The organism is Promicromonospora sp. NPDC057488 (assembly GCF_042802395.1).
Taxonomy (GTDB): Bacteria; Actinomycetota; Actinomycetes; order Actinomycetales; family Cellulomonadaceae; genus Promicromonospora.
Window position 1 is genome coordinate 12,503 of record NZ_JBHVEG010000048.1, and the last position, 25,048, is coordinate 37,550.

Annotated in this window: 19 protein-coding genes; 15 read left to right on the plus strand and 4 right to left on the minus strand. The window is 71.9% G+C overall.

Going from position 1 to position 25,048, the window contains the following annotated elements:
* Positions 1–145 precede the first annotated feature (145 nt).
* From ACFU5G_RS12375 to ACFU5G_RS12405, 7 genes are all read left to right on the plus strand, one after another.
* Positions 146–1,075 carry an ABC transporter substrate-binding protein gene (locus ACFU5G_RS12375; RefSeq protein WP_377244442.1) on the plus strand — a complete coding sequence of 310 codons (930 nt, stop codon included), beginning with the start codon at positions 146–148 and terminating at the stop codon, positions 1,073–1,075.
* A gap of 115 nt (positions 1,076–1,190) precedes the next feature.
* The gene (locus tag ACFU5G_RS12380) at positions 1,191–2,165 is read left to right on the plus strand and encodes an amino acid ABC transporter permease (RefSeq protein WP_377244445.1); all 975 of its coding nucleotides are present in this window, start codon (positions 1,191–1,193) and stop codon (positions 2,163–2,165) included.
* Positions 2,162–2,977: an amino acid ABC transporter ATP-binding protein gene (locus ACFU5G_RS12385; RefSeq protein ID WP_377244448.1), complete on the plus strand. Its 816-nt coding sequence runs from the start codon at positions 2,162–2,164 to the stop codon at positions 2,975–2,977. The genes ACFU5G_RS12380 and ACFU5G_RS12385 overlap by 4 nt, the downstream gene beginning before the upstream one ends.
* Positions 2,978–3,148: 171 nt before the next feature.
* Entirely contained in the window at positions 3,149–3,724 is a 576-nt protein-coding gene (locus tag ACFU5G_RS12390) for a SigE family RNA polymerase sigma factor (protein ID WP_377244451.1), read from the plus strand.
* Positions 3,721–5,124, plus strand: a complete 1,404-nt coding sequence (locus ACFU5G_RS12395; RefSeq protein ID WP_377244454.1) for a hypothetical protein — start codon at positions 3,721–3,723, stop codon at positions 5,122–5,124. Before ACFU5G_RS12390 ends, ACFU5G_RS12395 begins: the two co-directional genes overlap by 4 nt.
* Before the next feature lie 369 nt (positions 5,125–5,493).
* Positions 5,494–6,063: a SigE family RNA polymerase sigma factor gene (locus tag ACFU5G_RS12400; protein WP_051109610.1), complete on the plus strand. Its 570-nt coding sequence runs from the start codon at positions 5,494–5,496 to the stop codon at positions 6,061–6,063.
* A 2-nt stretch (positions 6,064–6,065) separates the two neighbouring features.
* Complete coding sequence (locus tag ACFU5G_RS12405) at positions 6,066–7,409, plus strand: hypothetical protein (protein ID WP_377244457.1); 1,344 nt, start codon at positions 6,066–6,068, stop codon at positions 7,407–7,409.
* 119 nt (positions 7,410–7,528) lie between these two features.
* Here the strand turns inward: ACFU5G_RS12405 and ACFU5G_RS12410 are convergent, their stop codons facing one another.
* On the minus strand, positions 7,529–8,674 hold the full coding sequence (locus ACFU5G_RS12410; protein ID WP_377244460.1) for an excalibur calcium-binding domain-containing protein: 1,146 nt from the start codon (positions 8,672–8,674) through the stop codon (positions 7,529–7,531).
* A 144-nt stretch (positions 8,675–8,818) separates the two neighbouring features.
* Between ACFU5G_RS12410 and ACFU5G_RS12415 the strand changes: the two genes are divergently transcribed.
* Positions 8,819–12,718 carry a TM0106 family RecB-like putative nuclease gene (locus tag ACFU5G_RS12415; protein ID WP_377244463.1) on the plus strand — a complete coding sequence of 1,300 codons (3,900 nt, stop codon included), beginning with the start codon at positions 8,819–8,821 and terminating at the stop codon, positions 12,716–12,718.
* A gap of 96 nt (positions 12,719–12,814) precedes the next feature.
* Here the strand turns inward: ACFU5G_RS12415 and ACFU5G_RS12420 are convergent, their stop codons facing one another.
* Together ACFU5G_RS12420 and ACFU5G_RS12425 are read right to left on the minus strand one after the other, a co-directional pair.
* Positions 12,815–13,555, minus strand: coding sequence for a hypothetical protein (locus ACFU5G_RS12420; protein ID WP_377244466.1), 741 nt, complete (start codon positions 13,553–13,555; stop codon positions 12,815–12,817).
* Positions 13,556–13,718: 163 nt separating this feature from the next.
* Positions 13,719–14,996, minus strand: coding sequence for an ABC transporter substrate-binding protein (locus ACFU5G_RS12425; protein WP_377244469.1), 1,278 nt, complete (start codon positions 14,994–14,996; stop codon positions 13,719–13,721).
* Between the two features lie 337 nt (positions 14,997–15,333).
* Between ACFU5G_RS12425 and ACFU5G_RS12430 the strand changes: the two genes are divergently transcribed.
* The 3 genes from ACFU5G_RS12430 to ACFU5G_RS12440 all read left to right on the plus strand — a co-directional run bounded on the left by ACFU5G_RS12430 (position 15,334) and on the right by ACFU5G_RS12440 (position 18,130).
* Entirely contained in the window at positions 15,334–15,537 is a 204-nt protein-coding gene (locus tag ACFU5G_RS12430) for a cold-shock protein (protein WP_036971009.1), read from the plus strand.
* A gap of 118 nt (positions 15,538–15,655) precedes the next feature.
* On the plus strand, positions 15,656–16,801 hold the full coding sequence (locus tag ACFU5G_RS12435) for a threonine aldolase family protein (protein WP_377244472.1): 1,146 nt from the start codon (positions 15,656–15,658) through the stop codon (positions 16,799–16,801).
* Positions 16,802–16,861: 60 nt separating this feature from the next.
* The gene (locus tag ACFU5G_RS12440) at positions 16,862–18,130 is read left to right on the plus strand and encodes a glycoside hydrolase family 3 N-terminal domain-containing protein (protein WP_377244475.1); all 1,269 of its coding nucleotides are present in this window, start codon (positions 16,862–16,864) and stop codon (positions 18,128–18,130) included.
* Positions 18,131–18,210: 80 nt separating this feature from the next.
* Here ACFU5G_RS12440 and ACFU5G_RS12445 read toward each other — a convergent pair whose 3' ends face one another.
* On the minus strand, positions 18,211–20,424 hold the full coding sequence (locus ACFU5G_RS12445) for a S9 family peptidase (RefSeq protein WP_377244490.1): 2,214 nt from the start codon (positions 20,422–20,424) through the stop codon (positions 18,211–18,213).
* 316 nt (positions 20,425–20,740) lie between these two features.
* On the opposite strand from ACFU5G_RS12445, the gene ACFU5G_RS12450 reads away from it, so the two are divergent.
* Genes ACFU5G_RS12450 through ACFU5G_RS12465 form a run of 4 tightly spaced genes read left to right on the plus strand, consistent with a single transcriptional unit; the run spans position 20,741 to position 24,962 of the window.
* Positions 20,741–22,186, plus strand: coding sequence for a branched-chain amino acid ABC transporter permease (locus ACFU5G_RS12450; RefSeq protein ID WP_377244478.1), 1,446 nt, complete (start codon positions 20,741–20,743; stop codon positions 22,184–22,186).
* Positions 22,187–22,199: 13 nt separating this feature from the next.
* Positions 22,200–23,189 carry a branched-chain amino acid ABC transporter permease gene (locus ACFU5G_RS12455; RefSeq protein ID WP_377244481.1) on the plus strand — a complete coding sequence of 330 codons (990 nt, stop codon included), beginning with the start codon at positions 22,200–22,202 and terminating at the stop codon, positions 23,187–23,189.
* Positions 23,179–24,201 (plus strand): ABC transporter ATP-binding protein, encoded by a 1,023-nt coding sequence (locus tag ACFU5G_RS12460; protein ID WP_377244484.1) that lies wholly within the window; start codon positions 23,179–23,181, stop codon positions 24,199–24,201. Before ACFU5G_RS12455 ends, ACFU5G_RS12460 begins: the two co-directional genes overlap by 11 nt.
* Positions 24,198–24,962, plus strand: coding sequence for an ABC transporter ATP-binding protein (locus tag ACFU5G_RS12465; RefSeq protein ID WP_377244487.1), 765 nt, complete (start codon positions 24,198–24,200; stop codon positions 24,960–24,962). The genes ACFU5G_RS12460 and ACFU5G_RS12465 overlap by 4 nt, the downstream gene beginning before the upstream one ends.
* Positions 24,963–25,048 lie beyond the last annotated feature (86 nt).

Consider the following 25,048-nt stretch of genomic DNA (forward strand, 5'->3'; position numbering starts at 1 on the left):
ACGCCAGCGACCAGTCACGGTTGGGTGAGACTCGAGTCGAGGCGCCACGTGCGCCGTCGGGTTCTCTGCTCCCCTGATGACAGAGATCTGTCGGGTCGCCGGGGGCCTCGCGAGACGTTCAAAAAACTCGACCAGGAGACCCCTGATGCGCAGGCTTCCCGCCCTGACCGCCACGGCAGTACTTGCCGTGGCCACCCTCGCCCTGACCGCGTGCACCGACGCGTCGCAGCAGCCTGCCGGCTCCGACGGAGCGTCCGACGAGTCCAGCGCCGAGGCGTCGTTCGACCCCTCCACCGTCGAGGTCGACGAGGAGATCGCCGCGCTGCTCCCCCAGGAGATCGCGGACAAGGGCACGCTGACCGTCGGTTCCGACACCGCCTACGCGCCGGCCGAGTTCATCGACGCCGACGGCAAGACGCCGGTCGGGTTCGACATCGACACCATCACCGCCGTCGCCGCCGTGCTCGGCCTCGACGCCGAGGTCCAGTCGGCGGCGTTCGACGGGATCATCCCCGCCATCGGCTCCAAGTACGACGCGGGCATCTCGGCGTTCACCATCACGGAGGAGCGCACCGCCGAGGCCAACATGATCAGCTACGCCGTGGCCGGCTCGCAGTACGGCGTCGCGGCGGGCAACCCCGAGGGCTTCGACCCCGAGAGCCTGTGCGGCACCACCATCGGCGTGCAGACCTCGACCATCCAGGACGACGAGCTCACCGCGGCCACCGAGCAGTGCGAGAAGGACGGCGAGGAGCCGATCGACGTCGTGCGCTACGAGTCGCAGGCCGACGTCACCACCAACCTCGTGGGCGGCAAGCTCCAGGCCATGTACGCCGACTCGCCCATCACGGCCTACGCCGTCGAGCAGACCTCCGGTGAGGTCGAGACCGTCGGCGACATCCTGGACGCGGCGCCCTACGGCATCGTCGTCTCGCAGGACGACCAGGACCTGACCGACGCGGTGCAGGCCGCGGTGCAGAAGCTCATCGACGACGGCACGCTCGAGCAGGTCTTCGCGGCCTGGGGCAGCGCCGACGCCGTCGTGGACAAGGCCGAGCTGAACCCGACCGAGTGACCCGACCGCCGAGTGCACGGCGCCCGAGGTCCGCACCACGTGCGACTGCGGGTACCGTGCACTCAGCTTTTCCAGGAGTCATCTCACGCAAGGTTCGAGGAAAGGACAGGCTGACGTGACGACGCAGACGTCGCCGTCGGGCAGCGACCCGGTGCCCAACCGGATCCACGCGCGGCCCGTGCCCCGGCCCGGCCGCCTCGTCGCGGCCGTGGCCGTGCTCGTGCTGGCCGCCATGGCGGCCAACGCACTGATCACGAACGAGAACTTCCGCTGGGACGTGGTCTGGCTCTACCTCCGGGACATCGTGGTGATCCGCGGTGTCATGTGGACCCTGGTCCTCACGTTCGGCTCCATGGCCATCGCCGTGGTGCTCGCCGTCGCGCTCGCGATGATGCGCCGGTCGGACAACCCGGTCATGCGCTCGGTGAGCTGGGCCTGGATCTGGTTCTTCCGCGGCACGCCGATCTACACGCAGCTCATCTTCTGGGGCCTGCTCGCCGTGCTGTACCCGCGGCTGTCGCTGGGCATCCCCTTCGGGCCGGAGTTCTTCTCCTTCCGTACCGACGAGGTGCTCACCGCGTTCTGGCTGGCGCTGTTCGGCCTCGCGTTCAACGAGTCGGCCTACCTCGCCGAGATCGTGCGTGCGGGCCTGACCTCCGTGGACCCGGGGCAGACCGAGGCCGCCAAGGCCCTCGGCATGAAGGACGGCAAGATCATGCGCCGCGTGATCCTGCCGCAGGCCATGCGCGTGATCGTGCCGCCGACGGGCAACGAGACGATCTCGATGCTCAAGACCACCTCCCTGGTGGTGGCCGTGCCGCTCACGTTCGAGCTGACCTACGCCACCGGCGCGATCGGCAACCGCACCTTCCTGCCCATCCCGCTGCTGGTCATCGCGGCGCTCTGGTACCTGCTCATCACCTCGATCCTGATGGTGGGCCAGCACTACCTGGAGCAGTACTACGGGCGCGGGTTCGGTACGAGCACGCGGCGCCGCGGCCGGGGCAAGGGCCCGGCCGGCGGCAGGCAGGCGGCGATCGCCGCGGCCGGGACCGTGCAGGAAGACGTGAACAAGGACGTGACACCATGAGCGCCCCCACCCATGCCGCGGCCGTCCCGGCCGGCTCGACGGACATGGTCTCCGTCCGCGCCGTGCACAAGGTCTTCGGCCACGGGCACGACGCCGTGCACGTGCTCAAGGGCGTGGACCTCGACGTCCCGCGAGGTTCGGTCACGGTGATCCTGGGCCCGTCGGGCTCCGGCAAGTCCACCCTCCTGCGCTGCATCAACGAGCTGGAGGAGATCACCGGCGGCTCCGTCGTCGTGGGCGGCGACCTGATGGGCTACCGCAAGGACGACAAGGGGATCCTGCACCGGCTGCACCCCAAGGTGGTCGCGAAGCAGCGCTCGCGGATCGGCATGGTGTTCCAGCGGTTCCACCTGTTCCCGCACATGACGGCGGTCGAGAACATCATGGAAGCGCCCGTGCAGGTGCGGGGGCTGACCAAGAAGGCGGCCAGGCAGCGCGCGCTGGAGCTGATCGAGCGGGTGGGGCTGTCCGACCGGACCGACCACTACCCGGCGCAGCTCTCGGGCGGCCAGCAGCAGCGCGTGGCCATCGCGCGGGCGCTCGCCATGGACCCCGAGCTCATGCTGTTCGACGAACCGACGTCGGCGCTGGACCCCGAGCTCGTGGGCGAGGTCCTCTCCGTGATGCAGGACCTGGCGCGGTCCGGCATGACGATGATCGTGGTGACCCACGAGATCGGGTTCGCCCGCGAGGTCGCCGACCACGTCGTGTTCATGGACGACGGCGTCATCGTCGAGTCCGGCCCGCCCAGCAGGGTGCTGGACGACCCGCGGGAGCAGCGCACCAAGGACTTCCTGGCGCACGTGCTCTGACCTCGGGAGACGTAGGTCACACGGGCCCGTCGAGGAACCGCTCCGACAAGAGCGCAACCTCGGCGGGCCCGCCCTGCGTCTAAGGTGCATGACGCAGACGAGGCGGCGCGCGGCGCGCCGCGAACCCACGCCGGGGCAGGCCGCCGGCCACGCCTCCGGGCGGTGTACCGGATGAGCGAGGTGGCGGTGAGCCTGGAACCGGAGCGGGGCACCGGCGAGATCCCGGTGGTGCGCAGCGGCCAGGACCCGGTGGCGGACTTCACGGCGTTCGCGCAGGCCAACACGCCTGCGCTGTACCGGATCGCGTACCTGCTGAGCGGCGACGAGCACCGCGCCAAGGACCTGGTGCAGCTCGCGCTGGAGCGCACGTTCAAGGCCTGGAAGAAGGTCGCCGACGGCGACCCGTTCGCCTACGCGCGCCGCGTCCTGGCCACCGCCCGGATCGACACCTGGCGCCGTACCCGCCGCGAGGTGCTCACCGACGAGCCGGTGCTCGGTCTGCGCGAGGCGAGCACCCCGGCGTCGGACGCCGGGCTGGCCGAGCGGGACCACCTGGTCCGTGCCCTCCTGGCGCTGACCGTCAAGCAGCGGCGGGTGGTGGTGCTGCGCTACCTGCTCGACCGGTCCGAGGCCGACACCGCCGCCGAGCTGGGCATCTCCACCGGGACGGTCAAGTCCACCGCCTCACGGGCGCTGGAGCGCCTGCGCACCCTCGTGGTGCCCGCCGGCGAAGGGAGCCGATCATGAACGTGCACGACATCCACGCCAAGAAGGACGCCGCGCTGCTGGCCGGCATGAAGGCGACCGGCTCGGCGATCAAGCCGCCGGCCGACCTCGACGCCGCCGCGATGGCGACGCGCGCCGTGCGCAACGTGCGCAGGCGCCGGGTCGTGGCCACGGCGACCGCCTGCGTGGCCGCGGTGGTGCTCGCCGGCGCGGGCATAGGCGCGGCCGGGGCGATCTACGCCGACCGGCAGCAACCCCTGCCCGGCACGGTGAAGACCACGGCCAAGGGGGCGCCGTCCACGGAGCCCTCGTCGACGCACCCCACGGCGGACCTGGCCGACGAACCGGTCGACGAGCCCACCGAGTACCTGGAGACCGGTGACGGCACGCTGCCGGTGCTGCCGGGTGTCGAGCACGGCGTGGTCGAGGGGGCGGGGGCGGCGCCCTACATCCTCGGCGGGCTCTGGTACGAGGTCCCGGCCGGCGGCTGGATCGCCGTCGGCGACGTCAACGCGGGCGGCGTGGCCGGCTGGCTCGCCCCGGACCACCCGGAGGCCGACGGCCTCGGCGAGACCGGCACCATCGACGACATGGACGCCACGATCGAGCTGCGCAACGTGTTCGACGTCGCGGGCTGGACCACGCCGGCCGAGGACTCGGGCGCGACGACGGTCGACATCGACGGCGCGGACCTCGTCGTCATCGAGCGGCACAAGCGGGAGGGCAAGGTCCGGCCCGCCACCATCACGGTCCGCAGCGGTGACGAGGGCTGGATCATCGACACCCGGTTCGCGGCGACCGAGCAGGGCGACAAGATGCTCCGCGACTTCGTCGGGAACCTCTGGCTCAAGGAGGCGGGCGAGCCCGACTGGTACCTGCCGGAGTTCTCGGCCCCGGTGCTCGACGCCATCGAGCCCGGGATACCGGCCGACTGGGTGAAGACCGAGCACAACGGCCTGACGTTCGCGGTCCCGAAGGGCTGGACCTCGGCGGAGACCGACGGCGAGTTCTCCCCGGGCGTGGAGTGGACCGGGACGACGGTCGCGCACGTGGACCCCGGCATCGACGAGGACACGCTGAACCTGTGGACCGACGCCACCGCCGAGGAGAAGGCGCGTGCCGCCGAGGACAAGGACGTGTTCGAGCGCGTCTACGTCCAGGGCGGCAAGCCCGGCGGCAACTGGTGGACCCCGTCCGGTACCCCGGGGTCCAAGATGATCGACGTCCCCGGCGCCGACTACGCCGAGGTGATCCCGACCGCGCACAACGTCGACGGGGAGACCGACTACTACTGGGTCGACATCTACGTCCACCAGGAGGACCGGGGCGAGAACCTGTTCCTCGTGGTCGAGTTCGACGGCGGCGAGCAGGGCCTGCGGGACCTCCACACGTTCCTGGGGACGCTGGACTTCCGCCGCTGACCCACCCCCTGGCGAGCACGTGTCAGACGTACAGGTCACCCCCGTGACCTGTGTGTCTGACACGTGCTTCGTCGTCCCGGAAAAATTCTCTGAACCAATATGGAACCTTCGTCCCGGTCGGGCCGTGTTCCGTTCGTGACAGTCACGAGTCCGCGCGTTCGAGCGCCAGAGTCCCGGGCCCTGAGGCCCGTGGTCCTGCGCGTCGTGCGTGCCGACTCCAGCTCTGCGGACGACCTGGAGACCGTGACAACCCAGCAGAACACCCCAGACTCCTCATCCACCACGACGCCGAAGCCAGAAACCGTCCCCACGACCCGGCCGCTCTCGGTGGTGCGAGGTGGGGACCAGGATGACGTACCCTCGCTGCCCGTGCGTACCGACCGGCCCAGGGCCACTCACGCGCGCAGGACCGCCCAGATCTCGAAGAACGAAGAGTTCACGGCGTTCATGCGAGAGGCCAAGGATCCGCTGCACCGGATGGCCTTCCTCCTCAGCGGTGACGCCCACCGCGCCGAGGAGCTCACGCAGCAGACCTTCGAGCGCTGCTACCGGCACTGGCACAAGGCGCGGCAGGGCGACCCGCTGGTGTACGCGCGGCGTGTGCTGGCGAACCTGCGCATCGACGCCTGGCGCCGCACGCGGCGCGAGGTGCTGACCGGGCCCGACGAGCTGCCGCAGGAGGACACCCGCGCGGCCCGCCCGGCGACCCGGATGCCCACGCGCACCGTGGACGACCGCGACACCGTCGTGCGCGCCCTCCTGCGCCTCCCGCTCAAGCAGCGCCGGGTCGTGGTGCTGCGCCACCTGCTCGACCTGTCGGAGTCCGAGGTCTCCAGCGAGCTCGGCATCCCCCTCGGCACCGTCAAGTCCACTGCCTCGCGCGGCCTCGCCCACCTGCGCGCGATCCTCGATCTCGATTCACTGGGCGGAACGCGATGAACATGAACCTCTCCCACGGCGCTCCTGACGACGACTTCGTCGCCCGGCTCCGCGAGTCGGCGCACGCGTCGGTGCCCGAGTCGACGCTCGACCTGGACGGCGTCCTGCGGTCGAGCCGGCGCAAGCACACCGTGCGACGGGCCGGCGTCTCGCTGGCCTCGACGCTCGTGCTGGCCACGGCCGGCGCCGGGGTGGCGGGCGCGCTCCCGGGGATCCCGGGGCTCTGGAGCAGCTCCCCGGTAGAGGTCACGCCCCTCGGCACGCCGGAGCCGATGGCCACGGTCGACGTCGAGCCCGCGCCGTCGCCCACCGAGATCCCGACGCCGGACCCGGCCACGGAGCTCGCGGACCTGGCACCCGGAGTGACCTCCGTGGCGCAGCCGGCGGCCTACCGGGTGGACGCGAACACCGCTGTGCTCGACCTCGGCCTCCCGGCGGGGAACGGCGACCGCTACCTGGCGGTCGTGACCCTGGCGAAGATCGACGGCCGGCACAGCGCCACCGACCTGGAGGTCCTGGCGGGCGGCGACACCGCCCTGCAGAACCTCCGCGCGGGGAACCTCGGCGGAACCCTGCTCTGGCGCGGCGTCACGTCCGACGCGATGGTCCTGCCGTCCGACGGCGGACCGGCCCTCGTGTTCGGCTTCTCCTCCGGGGCGAAGGAAGGGGACCAGTTCCTGGTCTTCGACGACCCGCAGACCGATGGTGCCGCGGACGCGCAGGGGGCGTCCGCGTCACCGGGGTCGGGGGCCGGCGCCGAGAAGGGCGCACCCGAGGCGGGCGCGTCGCTGCGGGTCACGCCGTTCGACGTGCTCGGCGACGGCACCGTGTGGATGCGCGTGCTGCAGGTGGACCGGTCGACGGCGGAGCCGCGCGGCTTCGTCTACGCGAACAAGAACACCTGGAGCGCCTCCTGGTGCCGCAGCACCTCGCCCGAGTGCGCCGTCATCCACGACGTCGCCGGTAGGTCGGTGGACACGCCCCAGGCCGCCGAGCCCGCGCCGATGGTCGCGGAGCTCGCGCCGATGCTGGTCGAGGACCCGCAGGCGAACGAGGTGCCCGCGATGGAGACCTGCGTCGCGCAGCGCACCGACACCGGCTGGACGGCCCCGGCGGAGCTCACCGGCAAGTCGTTCTGGCGGGCGCCCAAGGGGGTCGACCCCGACGTCTGGCGGCTGTGCCTCATCGACATGAGCGAGGCACTGCAGCTCGCCTCGACCGGCGAGGTCCGGCCCGACGGCGGCGTGTCGCCCAGCCCTGCTCCCAGCGAGGAGCAGACCCAAGCTCCCGAGAACGAGGATCCCCTCGGTCTCGGTGAACTCCTGGAGGGACTCTTCGGGGGTTAGGACTTCCCGGTCCGCGTCTCGTCTGGGGAGATGGCGTGGGCCGGGAACAACCGAGCGGGCCGAGACAGAATCTGGGGATCTGTCTCGGCCCGCTCATTTTTGCGCCGGTGCGGTGGAAACTACTCGCCGTCCTCGCACGCGATGCCGTTGTTGTTCCGGTCGAGGTGCGGCATGTAGCCCGGCTCGGTGTTGGGCAGGGGGGCCGCGCCTGCGGCACGCACCGCGTCGCAGCTCCAGTAGAAGACGGTGCCCGGGTTCCCGTTGCCGTTCCCGTTGTTCTCCTGTTCCTGCTGTTCCTGCTGCTGCTCCTGCTCCTGCTGCTGCTGTTCCTGCTGCTGCTTGAGCGCGGCCTCCTGCTCCTTGACCTGCGCCTCCCGGTCCCCGAGCGCCTGCTCGCGCTTGGCCACCTCGTCGCGCTGCTTGTCGACCTGGGCGCGGTCGGCCTCGATCTCGGCGCGCTGCTCGTCGATGCCGGCCTGGATGTTCTGGGCGTCCGAGATCGCCTGGTTGGCGTCGGCCTGCTGGCCCGCGGTGACGATCACGCCGATGATCACGCCCAGCGCGAGCCCGGCGATGCCGATGGCGACCATGAGGCCGGCGCCCGGAGCGCGGCGCTGCGGACCGCCGGGCCGCTGACCCTGGCCCATGGCTCCGGCCGCGACGGTGCCGACGGGGATCGAGCCCCCGGGCCCGCGGTTCGCGTCGTCGATGCTGAGCGGGCCGGGACCCGAGGCACCGGGCCGCTGGTCGGCCGGTGGCGTCGTCGCCTTGCGGCCGCCGAGCCCCTTGATCGCTGCGAGCACGCCCGAGGCCGGTCCCTTGGCCGACGTCTCGGGCGGCGGGGGCGGCGGCGCCATCCCGGGCTGCGGCGGGTAGACCGGCTGCGGGCCGGAGCCCGGGCGCGGGGCGCCCGCCGGCGGGGCGCCGATGGGCGCCATCGTCATGGTCGAGCCCATCGCCTCGGCGGGCAGCACGGCCGGGGGTGCGGGCGCCGGGCGCCGGCCGGGGGCGTCGATCACCTGGATCGCGACGGTGCGGGTGTCCGCGCCTCCGTCCGGGGCGCCGGCGGGTGCCGGGGGCGCGGGGGGCGCCGGCGGGGCGGCTGCGGTGGGTCCGGAATCGGGCTGGGGGGCGTCGGGGCGGTCGACCCAGTAGTCCCAACCGGGCGGGGCCGGTGGCCACGACGGGTCGGGAGCCCAGGTGGAGTCGGGTCGGAATCCCGGGGGCACCTGCCAACCCGGAGGCGGGTTGAAGCGCACGGGCATGGTTGCTCCTTCGATACGGTCGGCCCCACTATCGGCCATGCGGGTGGGTCGGCGCCAGAACCAGGGGACCGATCGGACATTTCTCCCGCGTGTGGGAGCGACAGTAGCGCGCTCGTGTCGGAGGTCACTGGTAGACCTGGGGGCATGTTCCTCCTGGAGCGTGAAGATGCCAGCACCCTCGTGTACTCGGCCAGCGACCTCGTGACCGCGGGCGAGTGCGAGTTCCGCCTGCTCAGACGCCTCGACGAGCTCCTGGGCCGCAGCCCGCGCCGGGTGCGGGAGGAGGACCAGATGCTCGCCCGCACGGCGGCCCTGGGCGAGGACCACGAACGCCGGGTCCTGGCGGGCCACCTCGCGGCCTTCGGCCCGGCCGACGACGAGCGCCCCGGCGGCGTGGTGGAGGTCGCGCCCGCGCGCCGGATGTCGCGGGACGAGCTGCTCGACGCGCACTCGCGCACCCTGGCCGCGCTGGAGCGGGGCGCCGACGTCGTCTACCAGGCCTCGTTCTTCGACGGGCGGTTCCACGGCCGGGCCGACTTCCTGGTGCGCGACCCCCTGGGGGCGGGGCTCCGGTACGCCGTGCACGACTCGAAGCTCGCGCGCCGCACCAAGGTGCGCGCCCTGCTCCAGCTCGCCGCGTACGCGGACCAGCTGCTGGCGGCGCGGGTGGACCCGACCGACGAGGTGCACCTGGTGCTCGGCACGGGGGAGACCACCTCGCACCGGCTGGCCGACCTGCTGCCCGTCTTCCGCAAGCGGCGCTCCCGGCTCACCGAGGTGCTCGACACCCACGTCGCCGACGCCGGCCCGGTGCGCTGGCGGGACGAGCGCTACCTGGCCTGCGGCCGCCTGCGCGACTGCCCCGACTGCGCCGAGGCCGCCCAGCAGAGCCGCGACGTGCTGCTCGTCGGCGGGGTGTACGGGCCGCAGCGGGCGCGGTTGTCCGCCGCCGGCATCACCACCATCGACGGCCTCGCGACCGCCGAGGCCCCGCCGGACGGCATGGCCGCCGGCCGCTTCGAGGGCCTGCGCGCCCAGGCGCGCCTCCAGCTCGGTCTGGACGACGGCGACGGCTCGGTCGCGCTCGACCACCTGCCCGACGGCGTCGACCCGGCCGGACCCGACGCGCGGCTGCGCTGGCAGCTCGTGGCGACCGAGGCCATCGACGGGCTGCCGGCGCCGAGTCCCGGCGACGTCTTCTTCGACTTCGAGGGTGACCCGCTGTGGGAGGCGGCGCGGCTGCCCGGCGACGACCAGGCGCCGGCGATGGGCCTCGACTACCTCTTCGGCTGGGTCGAGCGGCCCGGCCCCGACGACGACACCCCGCCGTTCCACGGTCTCTGGGCCGACGACCTGGCGGCCGAGCGTGACGCGCTCGTGCGGTTCGTCGACTACCTGAGCGCCCGCCGCGAGACCTATCCCGACCTGCACGTCTATCACTACGCCGCCTACGAGAAGACGCACCTGCTCTCGATCGCGGCGCGCCACGGCGTCTACGAGGACGAGGTGGACCAGCTGCTGCGCGACGGGGTGCTCGTGGACCTCTACGCGGTCGTCCGCTCCTGCCTGCGCATCTCCAACCGGTCCAGGTCCATCAAGAAGCTCGAACCCCTCTACATGCAGGACGACCCGGCGCGGGAGGGCGTCACGAGCGCGACGGCGTCGGTCACCGAGTACGCGGAGTACGCGAAGCTCGCCGCCGACGGGGACGAGCGCGCGGCGGCCCTGCGGCAGCGCATCCTGGACTACAACGAGTACGACTGCCGCTCGACCCTGCGGCTGCTGGACTGGCTGCGGGAGGCGCGGGACACGGTGGCACCTGCGGTCACGGCCTACGCGGTCGCCTCGTCCGGTGCCGCCGGGGCCGGGGAAAGCGTCTGGATACCTGGGCCTGCGGGCGGCGAGGGCGCCTCGACACCGGAGCCTGCCGACGCTGGTGGTGCGGAAGCGACCGTCGGGCCGGACGCGGCCGGGGCAGCGGCCGGCGGCGTTCCCCCCGAGGCGGGCGCCGGGAGCAACGGGGAGGCGGCGGCCGCCCGGGCCGAGGCCCGGCGCGAGACGCGCGAGCGGCGGCTGGCGCTGGCCGCCGAGATCGCCGAGCGTGTCGGCGAGAACCGGGGCGACCGGTCGCTGGAGGTGCAGGCGCTCGGGCTGCTGGGTGCGGCCGTCGGGTACTACCAGCGGGAGGAGAAGCCGTTCTGGCAGGAACACTTCGCGCGGCTGGAGCTGCCGCTGGACGAGTGGCCCGGCCGGCGGTCGACGTTCCACGTGGAACGTTCGCGCGTGCTGCGGGACTGGGACGTCGTCGGGCGCGACCGCCTCGCCTCGCGGGAGGTCGAGCTGGTGGGCCGCATGCTCGACGGGTCGCGCATCGACGGGTCCGACCTGGGCGTGGGCGACGCGGTGCACGTGCTGTACGACCAGCCGGTACCGCCGGTCGTCGGAGAGCTGGAGGCGCGGGCCGTGCGGGGCGAGCACTCGGGTGGCGTGATCCTGTCGGTCGGGGAGGAAGAGGAGGAGCCCGCCGACCAGGACGACCGGCGGCGCGGCCGCGACGTCGTCGTGCTGCGCGAGCGGCTGTCCGGGGGAGCGGACCCGCACGACCAGCCACCCGTCGCCCTCGCACCGCAGCGCGGCCCGGCCCACGACGCCCAGGAACAGGCCACCGAGGACGCCGCACGGACGGCGCTCGCCGCCTGGGACGCTGACCGCACCCTGCCCGACGGCGCGGCCGTCGACCTGCTGCGCCGCAACCCGCCCCGGCTGGTCGGCGGCGGGGACCTGCCCCGGCTGACGGATGCCGGTGTGCCCGGCGGGGAAGCCGCCGGCGGGCTGCACCTGGAGGCCGCCGTGCTCGCCGCCGTCGAGCGGCTCGACCGCTCGTACCTGGCGGTGCAGGGACCGCCGGGAACGGGCAAGACGCACGTCGGCTCGCACGTCGTGGCCCGGCTCGTGGACGCGGGCTGGCGGGTGGGCGTGGTGGCGCAGTCGCACTCCGCGGTCGAGAACCTGCTGCGCTGCCTCGTCGACAAGGCCGGGGTGCCCGTCGAGGTGGTCGCCAAGAAGCAGCGGGCCAAGGCCATCGAGCAGGAGGCCGGCGGCCCGTGGTCGGAGCTGACCGGCAGCCAGCTCGCGGACTTCGCCGCCGGGAGCTCCGGCGGCTGCGTGGTGGGCGGCACCGCGTGGGACTTCGCGCACGAGCGCTGGCCGGCCGAGGGCCTGGACCTGCTCGTCGTCGACGAGGCGGGGCAGTTCTCGCTCGCGGACACGGTCGCCGTCGGGCGGGCCGCGCAGCGGCTGCTGCTGCTCGGCGACCCGCAGCAGCTTCCGCAGGTCAGCCAGGGAAAGCACCCCGAACCGGTGGACGAGTCGGCGCTCGCCTGGCTCGCGGCCGGCAGCTCCGTGCTGCCCGAGGGCCTGGGCTACCTGCTGCCCGAGTCCTGGCGCATGCACCCGATGGTCTGTGCGGCCGTGTCCGAGCTCGCGTACGCGGGCCGGCTGTCGGCCCATGCGGTCACGACCGAGCGGTCGCTCGACGGAGTGCCGCCCGGGGTGGCGCACGCCCCGGTGGTCCACGAGGGGCGCTCGACGTCGTCCCCGGCGGAGGCCGACGAGGTGGTGCGGCAGGTGCAGGACGTGGTCGGCCGCACCTGGCACCCGGGGCACGGCCGGCCCGCCCGCCCGCTGGGCCCGGACGACGTCGTCGTGGTCGCCGCGTACAACGCGCAGGTCCACGCGGTGTGCCGGGCGCTCCGCGCCGCCGGCCTCGACGGCGTGCCCGTCGGCACGGTCGACATGTTCCAGGGGCGGGAGGCGCCGGTCGCGATCCTCACGCTCGCTGCCTCGGCACCCGAGAACGTCTCGCGGGGCATGGGGTTCCTGCTGTCGCGCAACCGCATCAACGTGGCGGTCTCGCGCGCGCAGTGGCGGGCCGTGGTCGTCTCGTCGCCCCGGCTCACCGACTACCTGCCGGGCGACCTGGAGGCCGACGGCGTGCGGCACCTCATGGAGCTCGGGGCGTTCCTGCGCCTCATCGGCTCCTGACGAGATAGAACTCAGGCGAAGTAGAACTGTGGCGAAGTAGAACTCCAGCGCCCGCTGCAGTTCTACTTCGCCACGGTTCTACCTCGGCGCGAGGGACTAAAACTCGCCGCCGCCGAAGTCACCGCCGAAGTCCCCGCCACCGTCGCCGCCGCCGAACATGTCGCCGAAGAAGCCACCGCCGCCGTCCGCACCGGCGTCGCCGCCCTCGGCACCGGACGCCTCGACGGGCTCGGCACCGGCCTCCTCGCCGCCTGCCTCCTCGGCGCCGGCCTCGCCGCCGCCCTCCTCATCGGCGAAGTCCTGGCCCGGGTCGCCGAACGAGCTGCCGAACATCATGTCCGCCACGGCCGAGCCGATCACCATGCCGCCGATGGTGCCGAGCATGCTCGCGCCCAGCATCGAGCCGAAGCCCGGGCCGCGGCTCGCCCCGAAGTTGCGCTCCAGCGTGCCGGGGTTGCGCATCTCCGCGCGGGTGGCCATGCGGGCCAGGTCGCGCGGGTCGTCCGACGTCGCACGCTCGTTGGGCGGCACGGTCTCGCTGAGCTGGGCCAGGACCTGGTTGCGCTGCTCGGGCGTGAGCTGGGCGAACGCCTCCGCGTGCGCCTCCTCCACCCGGTCCGGCGGCGCGGTGCGCAGCAGGTACCGGTAGCGCTCGATCGCGACCTCGTCCTCGCTGCGGCCGGTGCTCGCGGCGGACCCGTAGACGGGGGCCGTGCCGTAGGCCGGGGCCTGGCCCGGTGCCTGCTGGTACTGCGGACGCGGCGTGGCGCCACCCTGGTACATGCCGGGTGTCTGCTCGCGCGGCTCGCGGCCGAGCAGTCGGTCGAGGAAGCCCATTGATCTCAGTCCTTCGTGAGGTTCGGTCCTGTCGGTCCACCCGGCTCAACGGCGCGCCGCCGCCCCGGGTTCCCGCACATCGTCCCTCCGTGACACGAACGGGACATGACGAAGGCCCGGCCACCGAGGTGACCGGGCCTTCGTGCTGTGTCAGCCGGGAGCGTCAGCCCTCGACCTTGCCCTCGATCGCACGGTCGAACACGAGCGTGTTGTCGTCGGCGTAGTTGTAGACACCGATGAACGCGGACGACGGGTCGTTGTCCTCGTTGATCGGGCCGATGCCGGAGACACCCTTGTAGTGGATGTCGTCACCGGCCTCGAGCGCCGTGACGCCCTCCTCGAAGGTGGACACCTCGGTGCCACCGTCCGCACCGGACACGGAGCGGATCGCCGCGGCGATGTCGGTGCCGGAGGTCGAGTCCGCCTTCACCGCGGCGAGCGCGGCGAGGATGACGGCGTCGTACGACTCGGCGGCGTAGGCGTAGTCGGTCAGCGGCTTGCCCTCGGCCTCCTCGTACCAGGCGCTCGCCTTGTCCTTGAACTCCTGCGCGGGGTCGGCGCCGGGGATGGTGCCGACGACGCCCTTGAGCGTCTCCGGGTCGAAGTCCTTGGAGTAGTCGGCGGTGTTGCCGTCGCAGAGGTACGTGGTGCCGTCGAAGTCCCAGCCCTGGGAGACGAGCTCGGCCACGGCCGCCTTGGTCTCCTCGAACGCGAGGATGACGATGGCGTCCGGCTTGGCGGCCAGCGCGTCGGTCACGATGGACGAGAAGTTGGTCTCGCCCGGGGCGAACTCCTCGCCGGAGCCGGTGCCGCCGTAGACAGCCTCGGCGCCGCCGGCCTCGATCGACTTCTGCACGTTGTCGCGCAGGCCGGTGCCGTAGGTCTCGTTCTGCACGAGGAAGGCGACCTTCTGGTGGCCGCCGTCGAGCACGAGGGAGCCGAGCGCCGCACCCTGGACGGTGTCCGGCGGAGCGGTACGGGTGAACAGGTCGCTCACGCCGGAGAGCTCGGTGGCGGTGTTCGCGGGCGAGATCTGGAGGACCCCGGCCTCGGTGAACTGGTCCACCACGTTCTGCGAGACGGACGAGGACGCCGCACCGATCGCGACCTGGACGCCCTTGCCGATGAGGTCGGTGGCCGTGTTGGTCGAGACGCTCATGTCGGTCGAGTCGCCGGAGTCACCGGACTCAAGGGTCACGTCGTTGCCGAGCACACCCCCGGCCGCGTTGATGTCGTCGATCGCAAGTCCGACGCCCGCGACCTCGGGCGGACCGAGGTAGGCAAGAGAGCCGGTGATCGGGAGGATGGTGCCGACGACGAGCGGCTCGGCAGAGCCCTCGCCCTCTCCATCGCCAGAACCCGAGGTGGAGCAGGCCGCCAAGCCCACGCTGAGGACTGCCGCTAGCGCGAGCCCGCGCGCAGCCGTGGAACGTCGAATCATGTCTGCTGTTCCCCTTCAAGCGGGAGTGGATCTGACGGCGCACTTTGCTCCGTCGTGGTCGCTGAAAGTAGTCACCTTGTGTGACGCCTGTGTCACGAATCCCCCACCCCGACCGAGATTGTTACGAGGACGTGACCCGCATCACCCTAGACCCAAGGAAAGTTCATCCGGTCACCCGCCGGACGCACCTCACGGAGATTGGTCGGGCTTTCCGCGGCGGGTCCAGGTACGCTTGCCATGTTGCAGTGCCTCGATCGTTCTTCCAAGAGATGACGACGACACCGTGATTACAGCGATCCCGAAGGCCGGGGTCGTCGCATCTTGCAAGGAGCAGTACATGGCATTCGGAACCGTCAAGTGGTTCAACGCCGAGAAGGGCTTCGGGTTCATCGCACCCGAGGACGGTGGGCAGGACGTGTTCGCCCACTTCAGCGCGATCCAGTCGAGCGGCTACCGCTCGCTCGAGGAGAACCAGCGCGTCGAGTTCGACGTGAAGCAGGGCCCGAAGGGCCTCCAGGCGGAGAACATCCGCCCGATCTGATCTCTGACAGCCGCGGCGGGCTCCTGAGCTCGCCAGGTTGTACGTCGAGGGCCCGGTCACCTTTCGAGGTGGCTGGGCCCTTGGCCTGTCCGGCGCCGGACGGCGGGAGAATGGGCGGGTGCAGCACTTCGCCTCCGACAACTACGCTCCCGTCCACCCCGAGGTCATGGCCGCCATCGCCGCGGCGAACGACGGCGCGGCCGTCTCGTACGGCGACGACCCCGTCTCGGCCCGCCTGCAGGACCGCGCCACCGAGGTGTTCGGCGAGCGCGCCCGCATCTTCCCGGTGCTGAACGGCACGGGTGCGAACGTCATCAGCCTCATGGCCTCGGCCCCGCGCTGGGGTGCGGTGATCGCCAGCGACGTCGCGCACATCCACACGGACGAGAACGGGGCGCCTGAGCGCGTGGGCAGCCTCAAGGTGCTGGCCGTCCCGAGCGTCGCGGGCCGTATCGGCCCCGACGCCGTGGATCGGTACGCCGGCGACATCGGCAACGTGCAGCGCGCGCAGCCCGCGGTGCTGAGCCTCACGCAGGTGACCGAGCTCGGCACGGTCTACTCGGTGGCCGACCTCAAGCTCCTCGCGGACGCCGCCCACGCGGCGGGCCTGCGCGTGCACGTGGACGGCTCGCGCCTCGCGAACGCGGCGGCGACCCTCGGCGTCGGGCTGCGGGAGATCACCACCGACGTGGGCGCCGACATCGTGTCGTTCGGCGCGGCGAAGAACGGCGGCATGCTGGGCGAGGCCGTGGTGGTGCTGTCCGACGACGACACCGCCGCGGCGGGCACCGGCGACCCGGCCGGGCTGACCGCCGCCGTGCCGTACCTGCGCAAGGCGACGATGCAGCTCGCCTCGAAGACCCGCTTCGTGTCGGCCCAGCTCCTGGCTCTGCTGGGTGAGCCGGGCACGCCGACGTCGGGGACGTCGTCCCCGGGCGCGGCAGCCTCTGCCGAGGGCGCCCCCCTCTGGCTGCGGAACGCGGCGCACTCCAACTCGATGGCGGCCCGCCTGCGCTCCGGGATCGAGGCGGCGGGGCTGCTGGAGGCCGGGACCGGGGTCCGCGTGACGTACCCGACCGAGGCGAACGTCGTGTTCGCGACCCTGCCCCGGGCCGCCGCCGACCGGGCGCGCGAGCACGCCCGGTTCTACGACTGGGCGCCGGGCGAGAGCGCCGACCGGGTCGAGGTGCGCTGGATGTGCGCCTGGGACACCACCGCGTCCGACGTCGATGACTTCGTGCGGGCGATCGCCGCCGCGCTCTGATCCGACCCCGCCGCCGCGCCGATTGCACGCCTGGTCGGTGGCGGGGTGAGACTTGTTGTCATGATCCGTTTTCGCCCCGCGGGCCTGCTGGTCGCCACCGTTCTCACGGTCGCGACGCTGGCCGCGGGTTGTTCCGCTCCGGCCGGTGAGCCCGGACCTACGTCCCTGCCCGGACCCGTCCGGTCGAGCACCCGGCCGAGCCCCACACCGAGCCCCTCGCCGTCCGGTGGGGGGTCGCCGTCACCCAGCGCGCCGGAGCCCGCGCCCAGCGTGACGCCGTCCGCCCCGCCCACGCAGGAGCCCGCGCCCGGCGAACCGGACCTGTCGCTCGTGGCGGGCTGGTCGCTGGAGCAGAAGGTGGGCCAGGTCGTGATGGTCGGCCTGCCGGTCAAGGGCCCGTTCCAGCCGACGTTCGACATGCTGCGGGACCAGAAGATCGGTGGCGTGTTCCTGCACGGCCGTACCCAGGCCGGGCGCGGGCCGGTGAAGAACCTGGTGGACGCCGCCGTCGCCGCGGCTGACTCGCCGGTGCCCCTGTTCGTGGCCACCGACCAGGAGGGCGGCGAGGTCCAGGTGCTGCGCGGCAAGGGCTTCAGCGACATGCCGAGCGCGCTCGACCAGGCCACGCTGTCCGCACCGGACCTGCGCGCCCGTTCGCAGCTTTGGGGGCAGGAGCTCGCCGCCGCGGGCGTCAACCTCAACCTCGCGCCCGTGCTGGACCTGGTGCCGCAGCAGAGCGCGGCGTCGAACGCGCCCATCGGCGTGTTCGGGCGCAACTACGGGTACACCGAGCAGTCCGTGATCACGCACGGCAACGCGTTCGCTGAGGGCCAGCGGGACTCCGGCGTGCAGACGTCGATCAAGCACTTCCCGGGGCTGGGCCGCGTCACGGGGAACACCGACACCACGGCCGGCGTGACCGACACCGTGACCGGGCCCGACGACCCGTCGGTGGCGGTGTTCGACGCCGGCATCAAGGACGGCTCCGGCCTGGTCATGATGTCGTCCGCGATCTACGCGAAGATCGACCCCGACGCGCCCGCGGTGTTCAGCCCCACCGTGGTGGGCCTGGTTCGCGAGCACGGGTTCGACGGCGTGATCATCACCGACGACCTGTCCGCCGCGGTGCAGGTCCAGAACGTGCCCGCCGGCCAGCGGGCGGTCCGGGCCGTGGACGCCGGGGTGGACCTGGTGCTGGCGTCCGCCAGGCCGTCCGTCGCCCCGGCGATGGTGGACGCGCTGGTCCAGGCCGCGCGCCAGGACCCGGCGTTCGCCGCGAAGGTCGACGCCGCGGCGGCCCGGGTGGTCGCGGCCAAGTCCGGCCTCTAGCGACGCGCCGCCACCGCTGGTCGAGCTTGTCGAAACCTGGTTTCGACAAGCTCAACCAGCGGCGGCGGTGGCCGTACCGCTCAGCGGTCGGCCAGGCCCAGCACGTCCAGGGTCCAGGCGTGCTCGAACGCGATCTGCTCCCAGGCGGAGTACCGGCCCGAGACGCCGCCGTGCCCCGCGGACATCTCGATCTTCAGCATCGCCGGCGCCCCGGCGGCCTGCAGCCGGGCGACCCACTTGGCGGGCTCCACGTACAGCACGCGGGTGTCGTTGAAGCTGGTCGTCGCCAGCACCTTGGGGTAGCGCGAGGCGTCGTCGGCCACGTTCTCGTACGGGGTGTACGAGCGCATGTAGGCGTAGACCTCGGGGTCGTGCAGCGGGTCGCCCCACTCGTCCCACTCGGTCACCGTCAGGGGGAGCGACGGGTCGAGCATCGAGGTCAGCGCGTCCACGAAGGGCACGCCCGCCTGGACGCCCGCGAACAGCTCGGGCGCCAGGTTGGTCGCCGCGCCGACGAGCAGCCCGCCGGCGCTGCCGCCGTCGGCCACCATGCGGTCGCTCGCCGTCCAGCCCGCGGCGACGAGGTGCCGTCCGCAGGCGACGAAGTCGGTGAACGTGTTGCGCTTGGCGCCCAGCTTGCCGTCGTCGTACCAGGCGCGGCCCATCTCGCCGCCGCCCCGCACGTGGGCGACGGCGAAGACGACGCCGCGGTCGAGCAGGCTCAGGCGCGCCACCGAGAAGTACGGGTCGATCGAGTACTCGTAGGCGCCGTACCCGTACAGGAGCAACGGTGCGGGCTCGACGGGCGCGGCGCCCGTCCCGGTCGTCGAGCCACCGAACCGCACCTTGTCCTTGCGCCAGACCAGCGAGATCGGCACGCGCGTGCCGTCCTCGGCGACGGCCCACTCCCGGCGCTGGTCGTAGTCGCCGGCCTCGTAGCCGCCGAGCACCGGCTGCTGCTTGAGCAGGGTGCGCTCGCCGGAGGCGACGTCGTACAGGTAGAGCGAGGAGGGGGTGACGAACGAGGTGTAGCCCACCTTGAGGTTGGGCTGCTCCCACACGCCGACGCCCGCGCCGACCGACTCCAGCGGCTGGCCGAACGAGATCTCCTGGAAGTCCCAGGCGACCGGCCCGCTCGCGGGGAGCTGGAGCACGGCGGACCGCGAGATCGCCTCGCGGCGGTAGTAGAGCACCAGGTAGCGCTCGCTGGCGCTCACGCCCTCCAGCCGCACGTCGGGGTCGTGCGGTACGACGACGTCGGCGTCCTGCGGGGCGACGGTCTCGCCGGGCGCGGGCACCGGCGAGGTGACCAGCTCGAAGTTCAGGGCATCCTGGTTGTGCAGGATCAGCAGCACGTCGCTCGCCGAGGCCTCGACGGCCTCGACGGGCTCGACCGGCGAACCGGGCAGCACCGCGTGCTCCACCGAGTACTCGACGCCCTCGCGGCGGGGCCAGACCACACGGAACTCGCCCGTCGGGTCGTCGGACTCCAGCAGCCACGACTCGCTCGTGACCTTGGAGCCCAGCTCGATCTGCAGGTACTTCTTGGACCGGGACAGGCCAACGCCCACCCAGAACCGCTCGTCGGGCTCCTCGAACACCAGCGTGTCGTCCGAGCCGGTCGCGCCGAGCTGGTGCCGCCACACCCGCCACGGCCGCCAGGCCTCGTCCACGGTCAGGTAGAAGATGTGCCCGCCGTCGGGGGTGAACATGGCGCCCGGCGCGGTGTCGCGGACCACGTCGGGGAGGTCCTCGCCGGTGGCCAGGTCGCGCACCCGCAGCGTGTAGCGCTCGTCCCCGGCGGTGTCGGTCGCGTACAGCAGCCGCGTGCCGTCGTCGGACACGTCGAGCGAGCCGAGGGCGAAGAAGTCGTGGCCCTCGGCCGCGGCGTTCTGGTCCAGCATGATCTGCTCGCCCGGTACGGGCTGCCCGGGCTCGAGCACGCGGGGCGTCCAGTCGTCCGGCCCCGCGGCGGGGTAGCGGGCGTGGATCGGGTACTGCTGACCCTCGACCGTGCGGGCGTAGTACCACCAGTCGCCGTCGCGCGCGGGGACCGAGAGGTCGGTCTCGAGGGTGCGCCCCTTGATCTCGTCGAACAGGGTCTGCCGCAGCGGCGCGAGGTGCTCCTGGCGGTCCAGGGTCCAGGCGTTCTGCGCCTCCAGGTGCGCGACGACCTCCGGGTTCTCCTTCTCGCGGAGCCACTCGTAGTCGTCGACGAAGGTGTCGCCGTGGAAGGTGCGCTCGCGGGGGCGGCGCTCGGTGCTGGGCGGTTCGGACGGCGGGAGCACCCGCACGGAACCGGTCGGTCGATCGGCCGCGGGGGCGGCCGCTGAGGGGGTCTGGGCGTCGTCGGACACCGCGTCAGCCTAACCGTGCGGACGGTCGGCCGAGGGGGCGTTCCACGCCCTCCTGGTGCCCGGATCGTTGGCACTCCGTGACCGGGGTGTGACCCACCGGTGTAACGAGTGACACATCGCACGGCTACACTCTCGGCACGCTGATGCCATCAGTTTGATGCAGGCCTGGTTAAGCAGGACTGAATCATGTTGGTATCGAGTGGAACCGAGACCTCGCAGCACCACACACCAGAACCGACGGAGGACCCGGCAGATGACAGCCGACCGACCGAACCTCGCGACGGGCGCGCGGAGGCTGCTGGCCACGCTAGCGGCCGTGGCCATCCCAGCCATGATCGCCGCGGCGCCCGCGGTGGCCGCCGCCGCGCCCACCGACTGCACGCCCGACGACTCGACCGCATGTGTCGTCGCGATCGTCCTGGACGAGGACAGCAACCCTGTCCCCGACGTGGGCGTGACCATCTCAGGCGCGGGGTTCGAGCAAGACGTGACCACCACCCAGGAGGGGCCTGCGTCCGTGGAGGTGCCGCAGGTCGGCATCTACACGCTCACCCTCGACGAGGCGACCGTCCCTGACGGCCTCTTCCCGAACGCCACCGAGCAGCAGGTCACCGCGCAGACCGGCAGCTCGGCGCGCGCCGCGTTCCGGCTGGGCACCACGCCCCCGGAGAGCGCGGAACCCACCGACGGCGCCACCACGGCGCCCGGGGAGACCGGCGGCACCGAGCCCACCGACGCGGCGTCCGGCCCGGCCGCCGGCGACGAGGGCCTCGGCGGAGCCGGGACCGCCGCCACCGGCGGTGGCGGGCCCTCGCTCCAGCAGATCTGGCAGCAGTTCGGCTCGGGCATCCGCTTCGGCCTCCTGCTCGCCCTGGCCTCGGTGGGCATCAGCCTCATCTACGGCACGACGGGCCTGTCGAGCTTCTCCCACGGCGAGCAGGTGACGCTCGGCGCCATGTTCGGCTTCATCGGCATCAACTGGCTGCACATGCCGGTCTGGCTCACCGTGATCGGCGTGATCGTGGTCTGCGGCGCCACCGGCTGGCTGCAGGACGCCGCCATCTGGGCCCCGTTGCGCCGGCGCGGTACCCCCGTCACGCAGATGATGATCGTGACCATCGGCCTGTCGCTCGCGCTGCAGTACGCCATCCAGATGGTCATCGGCGGCCGGTCGCACCGTGTGCTGCCGCAGAACCCGAAGCCGCTGGAGATCGCGGGCATCACGCTCAGCACCGCCTCGTGGATCTCGATGCTCGTCGCGGTCGTCGTGATCTTCTTCATCGGGTGGTTCCTCACCCGCACCCGGACCGGCCGCGCCACCCGCGCCGTCTCGGACAACACGGCGCTCGCGGCGGCCACCGGCATCAACCCGGACCGCATCATCCGCATCGTCTGGACCATGTCGACGGGTTTCGCCGGCCTGGCGGGCATGCTGCTGGCCATCTCGTTCGGCTCGTTCAACTGGTCGCTCGGCATGCTGCTGCTGCTCCTGATGTTCGCCGCCGTCACCCTCGGTGGCCTGGGCACGGCCTACGGCGCCCTGCTCGGCTCCCTCGTGATCGGCCTCGTCGTCGAGATGTCCACCCTCATCCCCGGAATGCCGAGCGACCTGCGCTACGCCTCGGCACTCGTGATCCTCATCCTCGTGCTGCTGTTCAGGCCGCAGGGCCTGCTCGGCCGCGCCGAGCGGATCGGCTGAAAGGAGAACCATCATGGAACTGAGCCGCATCCTCACCCAGGCGCTCGCCGAGCTCATCGCTCCGACCACCGCCGCCATCGCGCTCGCCGCGATCGGCCTCAACCTGCACTTCGGGTTCACCGGCCTCCTCAACATGGGGCAGGCAGGCTTCATGCTGCTGGGCGCCTACGGCTTCGGCATCGCCACCATCTCCGGCGCGCCGTTCTGGCTGGCCCTGCTCATCTCGCTCGCCGCGGGAGCACTGTTCGCGCTCATCCTCGGCGCACCGACACTGCAGCTACGCGGTGACTATCTCGCGATCGTGACGATCTCGGCCGCGGAGATCATCCGAATGCTCGGCCGTGCCACGGTGTTCCAGGAATGGACCGGTGGCGCGGCGGGTCTCACGGGTGGCTCCTTCAAGGCGACGTTCCAGGAGCTGTCGTTCCTGCCGGCGCCGCCCGAGCGCGGTGCGTTCGGCCCGCTCGAGTACGTGTTCACTGGGTCGGACTCGTGGTGGACCCGCCTGTTCGCCTGGGCCGTGGTGCTCATCGCGGTCGTGTTCGTCTGGCTCCTGACCCGCAGCCCCTGGGGCCGCGTGCTCAAGGGCATCCGGGAGGACGAGGACGCCGTCCGCGCACTGGGCAAGAACGTCTTCTCCTACAAGATGCAGGCGCTGGTGCTCGGCGGCATGTGCGGTTCGCTCGCGGGCATGCTGTACGTGCTGCCCAGGTCGGTCGCACCTGATGCCATGGGCCGGTCGCTGACCTTCTTCGCGTGGACCGTCCTGCTGCTCGGTGGTGCCGCCACCTTGTTCGGCCCGGTGCTGGGGTCCATGCTCTTTTATGCGGTCTACATGTTGCTCCGCGCGGGTATGCGCGAGGGCCTGGAGGGTGTCGTGTCGGCCACGATGGTCGAGCAGATCGGTGGTCTGCTCGTCGGCGTGACCCTGATGCTGCTCGTCATCTTCCGCCCACAAGGAATCCTGGGGAACAAGAAGGAGCTCGCCTTCGATGCCCGATGAGACGACAGAGAACAAGGTGGCCGAGGTGACCGACGTGCCCGAGGCAGCCGAGACGACCGACGTGCCCGAGAGCACCGTCGAGGCGCTCGACACCGTCGAGCGCCACGAGACCGAGGCCGCCAAGGCCGCGGAGCACGTCCTGGCCGCGGTCGAGCCCACGGTCGGCGTCAGCAAGCCCGACCCGATCCTGGTCGTCGACGACGTGCAGCGCCGGTTCGGCGGCATGACCGCCGTCGACGTCGACCACCTGGAGGTCCAGCGCGGCGTCATCACGGCGCTCATCGGTCCGAACGGCGCCGGCAAGACGACGTTCTTCAACCTGCTCACGGGGTTCGACAAGCCCAACCAGGGCACGTGGTCCTTCGAGGGCAGGTCGCTGGGCGGGGTCAGCGCCGCCAAGGTGGCGCGCAACGGCATGGTCCGCACGTTCCAGCTCACCAAGGCGCTCTCGCGCCTGACGGTGCTGCAGAACATGCTGCTCGCCGCCATGGGCAACCCGGGCGAGAACCTGTTCGGCTCCCTGGTGAAGCCCCTGTGGGCCGGCACCGAGAAGAAGAACACCGAGAAGGCGCTCGAGATCCTGGCGCGGTTCAAGCTCGACGCCAAGAAGGACGACTTCGCGGGCTCGCTGTCCGGTGGTCAGCGCAAGCTCCTGGAGATGGCGCGGGCCCTGATGACGGACCCGACGATGATCATGCTCGACGAGCCCATGGCCGGCGTGAACCCGGCCCTGGTGCAGTCGCTGCTGCACCACATCCAGTCCCTGCGCGACGACGGCATGACCGTGCTGTTCGTGGAGCACGACATGCACGCCGTCCGGCACATCTCCGACTGGGTAGTGGTGATGGCCGAGGGCAAGATCGTGGCCGAGGGACCCCCCAAGTCCGTCATGCAGGACCAGGCCGTCGTCGACGCCTACCTGGGTGCGCACCACGACACCGACCTCGGGGACGACTCGCTGCTCGACCCCGCAGTGCTGGCCCGGCTCGAGGCCGAGGAGGAGAAGCGATGAACGACGCGGCCAAGACCGAGAAGCGGGAGATCCTGCTCAAGGCGACCGACATCGTCGCGGGCTACCTGCCCGGCGTGAACATCCTGAACGGGTGCAACCTCGAGGTCGCCAAGGGTGAGCTCGTGGGCATCATCGGCCCCAACGGCGCCGGCAAGTCGACGCTGCTGAAGTCCCTGTTCGGCCTGGTGCACGTCCGCTCCGGCAACGTGACCCTGGGCGGCGAGGACATCACGAACCAGAAGGCGAACACCCTCGTGTCGCAGGGTGTGGGGTTCGTGCCGCAGAACAACAACGTGTTCCCCTCGCTCACCGTCGAGGAGAACATGCGGATGGGCGTGTACCTGCGGCCCAAGGCGTTCGCGGAGCGGTTCGAGTTCATCACTGACCTCTTCCCCACCCTGGGGGAGCGGCGCGCGCAGCGTGCGGGCGCCATGTCGGGCGGTGAGCGGCAGATGGTCGCCATGGCCCGCGCCCTGATGATGAACCCGTCGGTGCTGCTGCTCGACGAGCCGTCCGCTGGCCTGTCGCCGGTGCGCCAGGACGAGACGTTCCTGCGCACCCGGATGATCAACAAGGCGGGCGTGTCCGTGGTGATGGTCGAGCAGAACGCCCGGCGCTGCCTGCAGATCTGCGACCGCGGCTACGTGCTCGACCAGGGCAAGGACGCGTACACGGGGACGGGCAAGGAGCTCCAGTCCGACCCGAAGGTGATCTCGCTCTACCTGGGCACCCTGGCGGAGGACGTCGACAAGGCGTCCTGACCCGCTCTGCCGAGGTAGAACCGCAGCGAAGTAGAACTGTGGCGAGATAGAACTCTGGCGTACCCCCTGATCAGGAGGTACGCCAG

Bases quoted from the DNA above. Each gene is read 5' to 3' on its own strand.
- ACFU5G_RS12460 (WP_377244484.1), top strand. From the start codon at position 23,179: ATGCCCGATGAGACGACAGAGAACAAGGTGGCCGAGGTGACCGACGTG.
- ACFU5G_RS12375 (WP_377244442.1), top strand. From the start codon at position 146: ATGCGCAGGCTTCCCGCCCTGACCGCCACGGCAGTACTTGCCGTGGCC.
- ACFU5G_RS12395 (WP_377244454.1), top strand. From the start codon at position 3,721: ATGAACGTGCACGACATCCACGCCAAGAAGGACGCCGCGCTGCTGGCC.
- ACFU5G_RS12455 (WP_377244481.1), top strand. From the start codon at position 22,200: ATGGAACTGAGCCGCATCCTCACCCAGGCGCTCGCCGAGCTCATCGCT.
- ACFU5G_RS12390 (WP_377244451.1), top strand. From the start codon at position 3,149: ATGAGCGAGGTGGCGGTGAGCCTGGAACCGGAGCGGGGCACCGGCGAG.
- ACFU5G_RS12425 (WP_377244469.1), bottom strand. From the start codon at position 14,996: ATGATTCGACGTTCCACGGCTGCGCGCGGGCTCGCGCTAGCGGCAGTC.
- ACFU5G_RS12430 (WP_036971009.1), top strand. From the start codon at position 15,334: ATGGCATTCGGAACCGTCAAGTGGTTCAACGCCGAGAAGGGCTTCGGG.
- ACFU5G_RS12410 (WP_377244460.1), bottom strand. From the start codon at position 8,674: ATGCCCGTGCGCTTCAACCCGCCTCCGGGTTGGCAGGTGCCCCCGGGA.
- ACFU5G_RS12385 (WP_377244448.1), top strand. From the start codon at position 2,162: ATGAGCGCCCCCACCCATGCCGCGGCCGTCCCGGCCGGCTCGACGGAC.
- ACFU5G_RS12415 (WP_377244463.1), top strand. From the start codon at position 8,819: ATGTTCCTCCTGGAGCGTGAAGATGCCAGCACCCTCGTGTACTCGGCC.
- ACFU5G_RS12405 (WP_377244457.1), top strand. From the start codon at position 6,066: ATGAACCTCTCCCACGGCGCTCCTGACGACGACTTCGTCGCCCGGCTC.
- ACFU5G_RS12450 (WP_377244478.1), top strand. From the start codon at position 20,741: ATGACAGCCGACCGACCGAACCTCGCGACGGGCGCGCGGAGGCTGCTG.
- ACFU5G_RS12465 (WP_377244487.1), top strand. From the start codon at position 24,198: ATGAACGACGCGGCCAAGACCGAGAAGCGGGAGATCCTGCTCAAGGCG.
- ACFU5G_RS12420 (WP_377244466.1), bottom strand. From the start codon at position 13,555: ATGGGCTTCCTCGACCGACTGCTCGGCCGCGAGCCGCGCGAGCAGACA.
- ACFU5G_RS12440 (WP_377244475.1), top strand. From the start codon at position 16,862: ATGATCCGTTTTCGCCCCGCGGGCCTGCTGGTCGCCACCGTTCTCACG.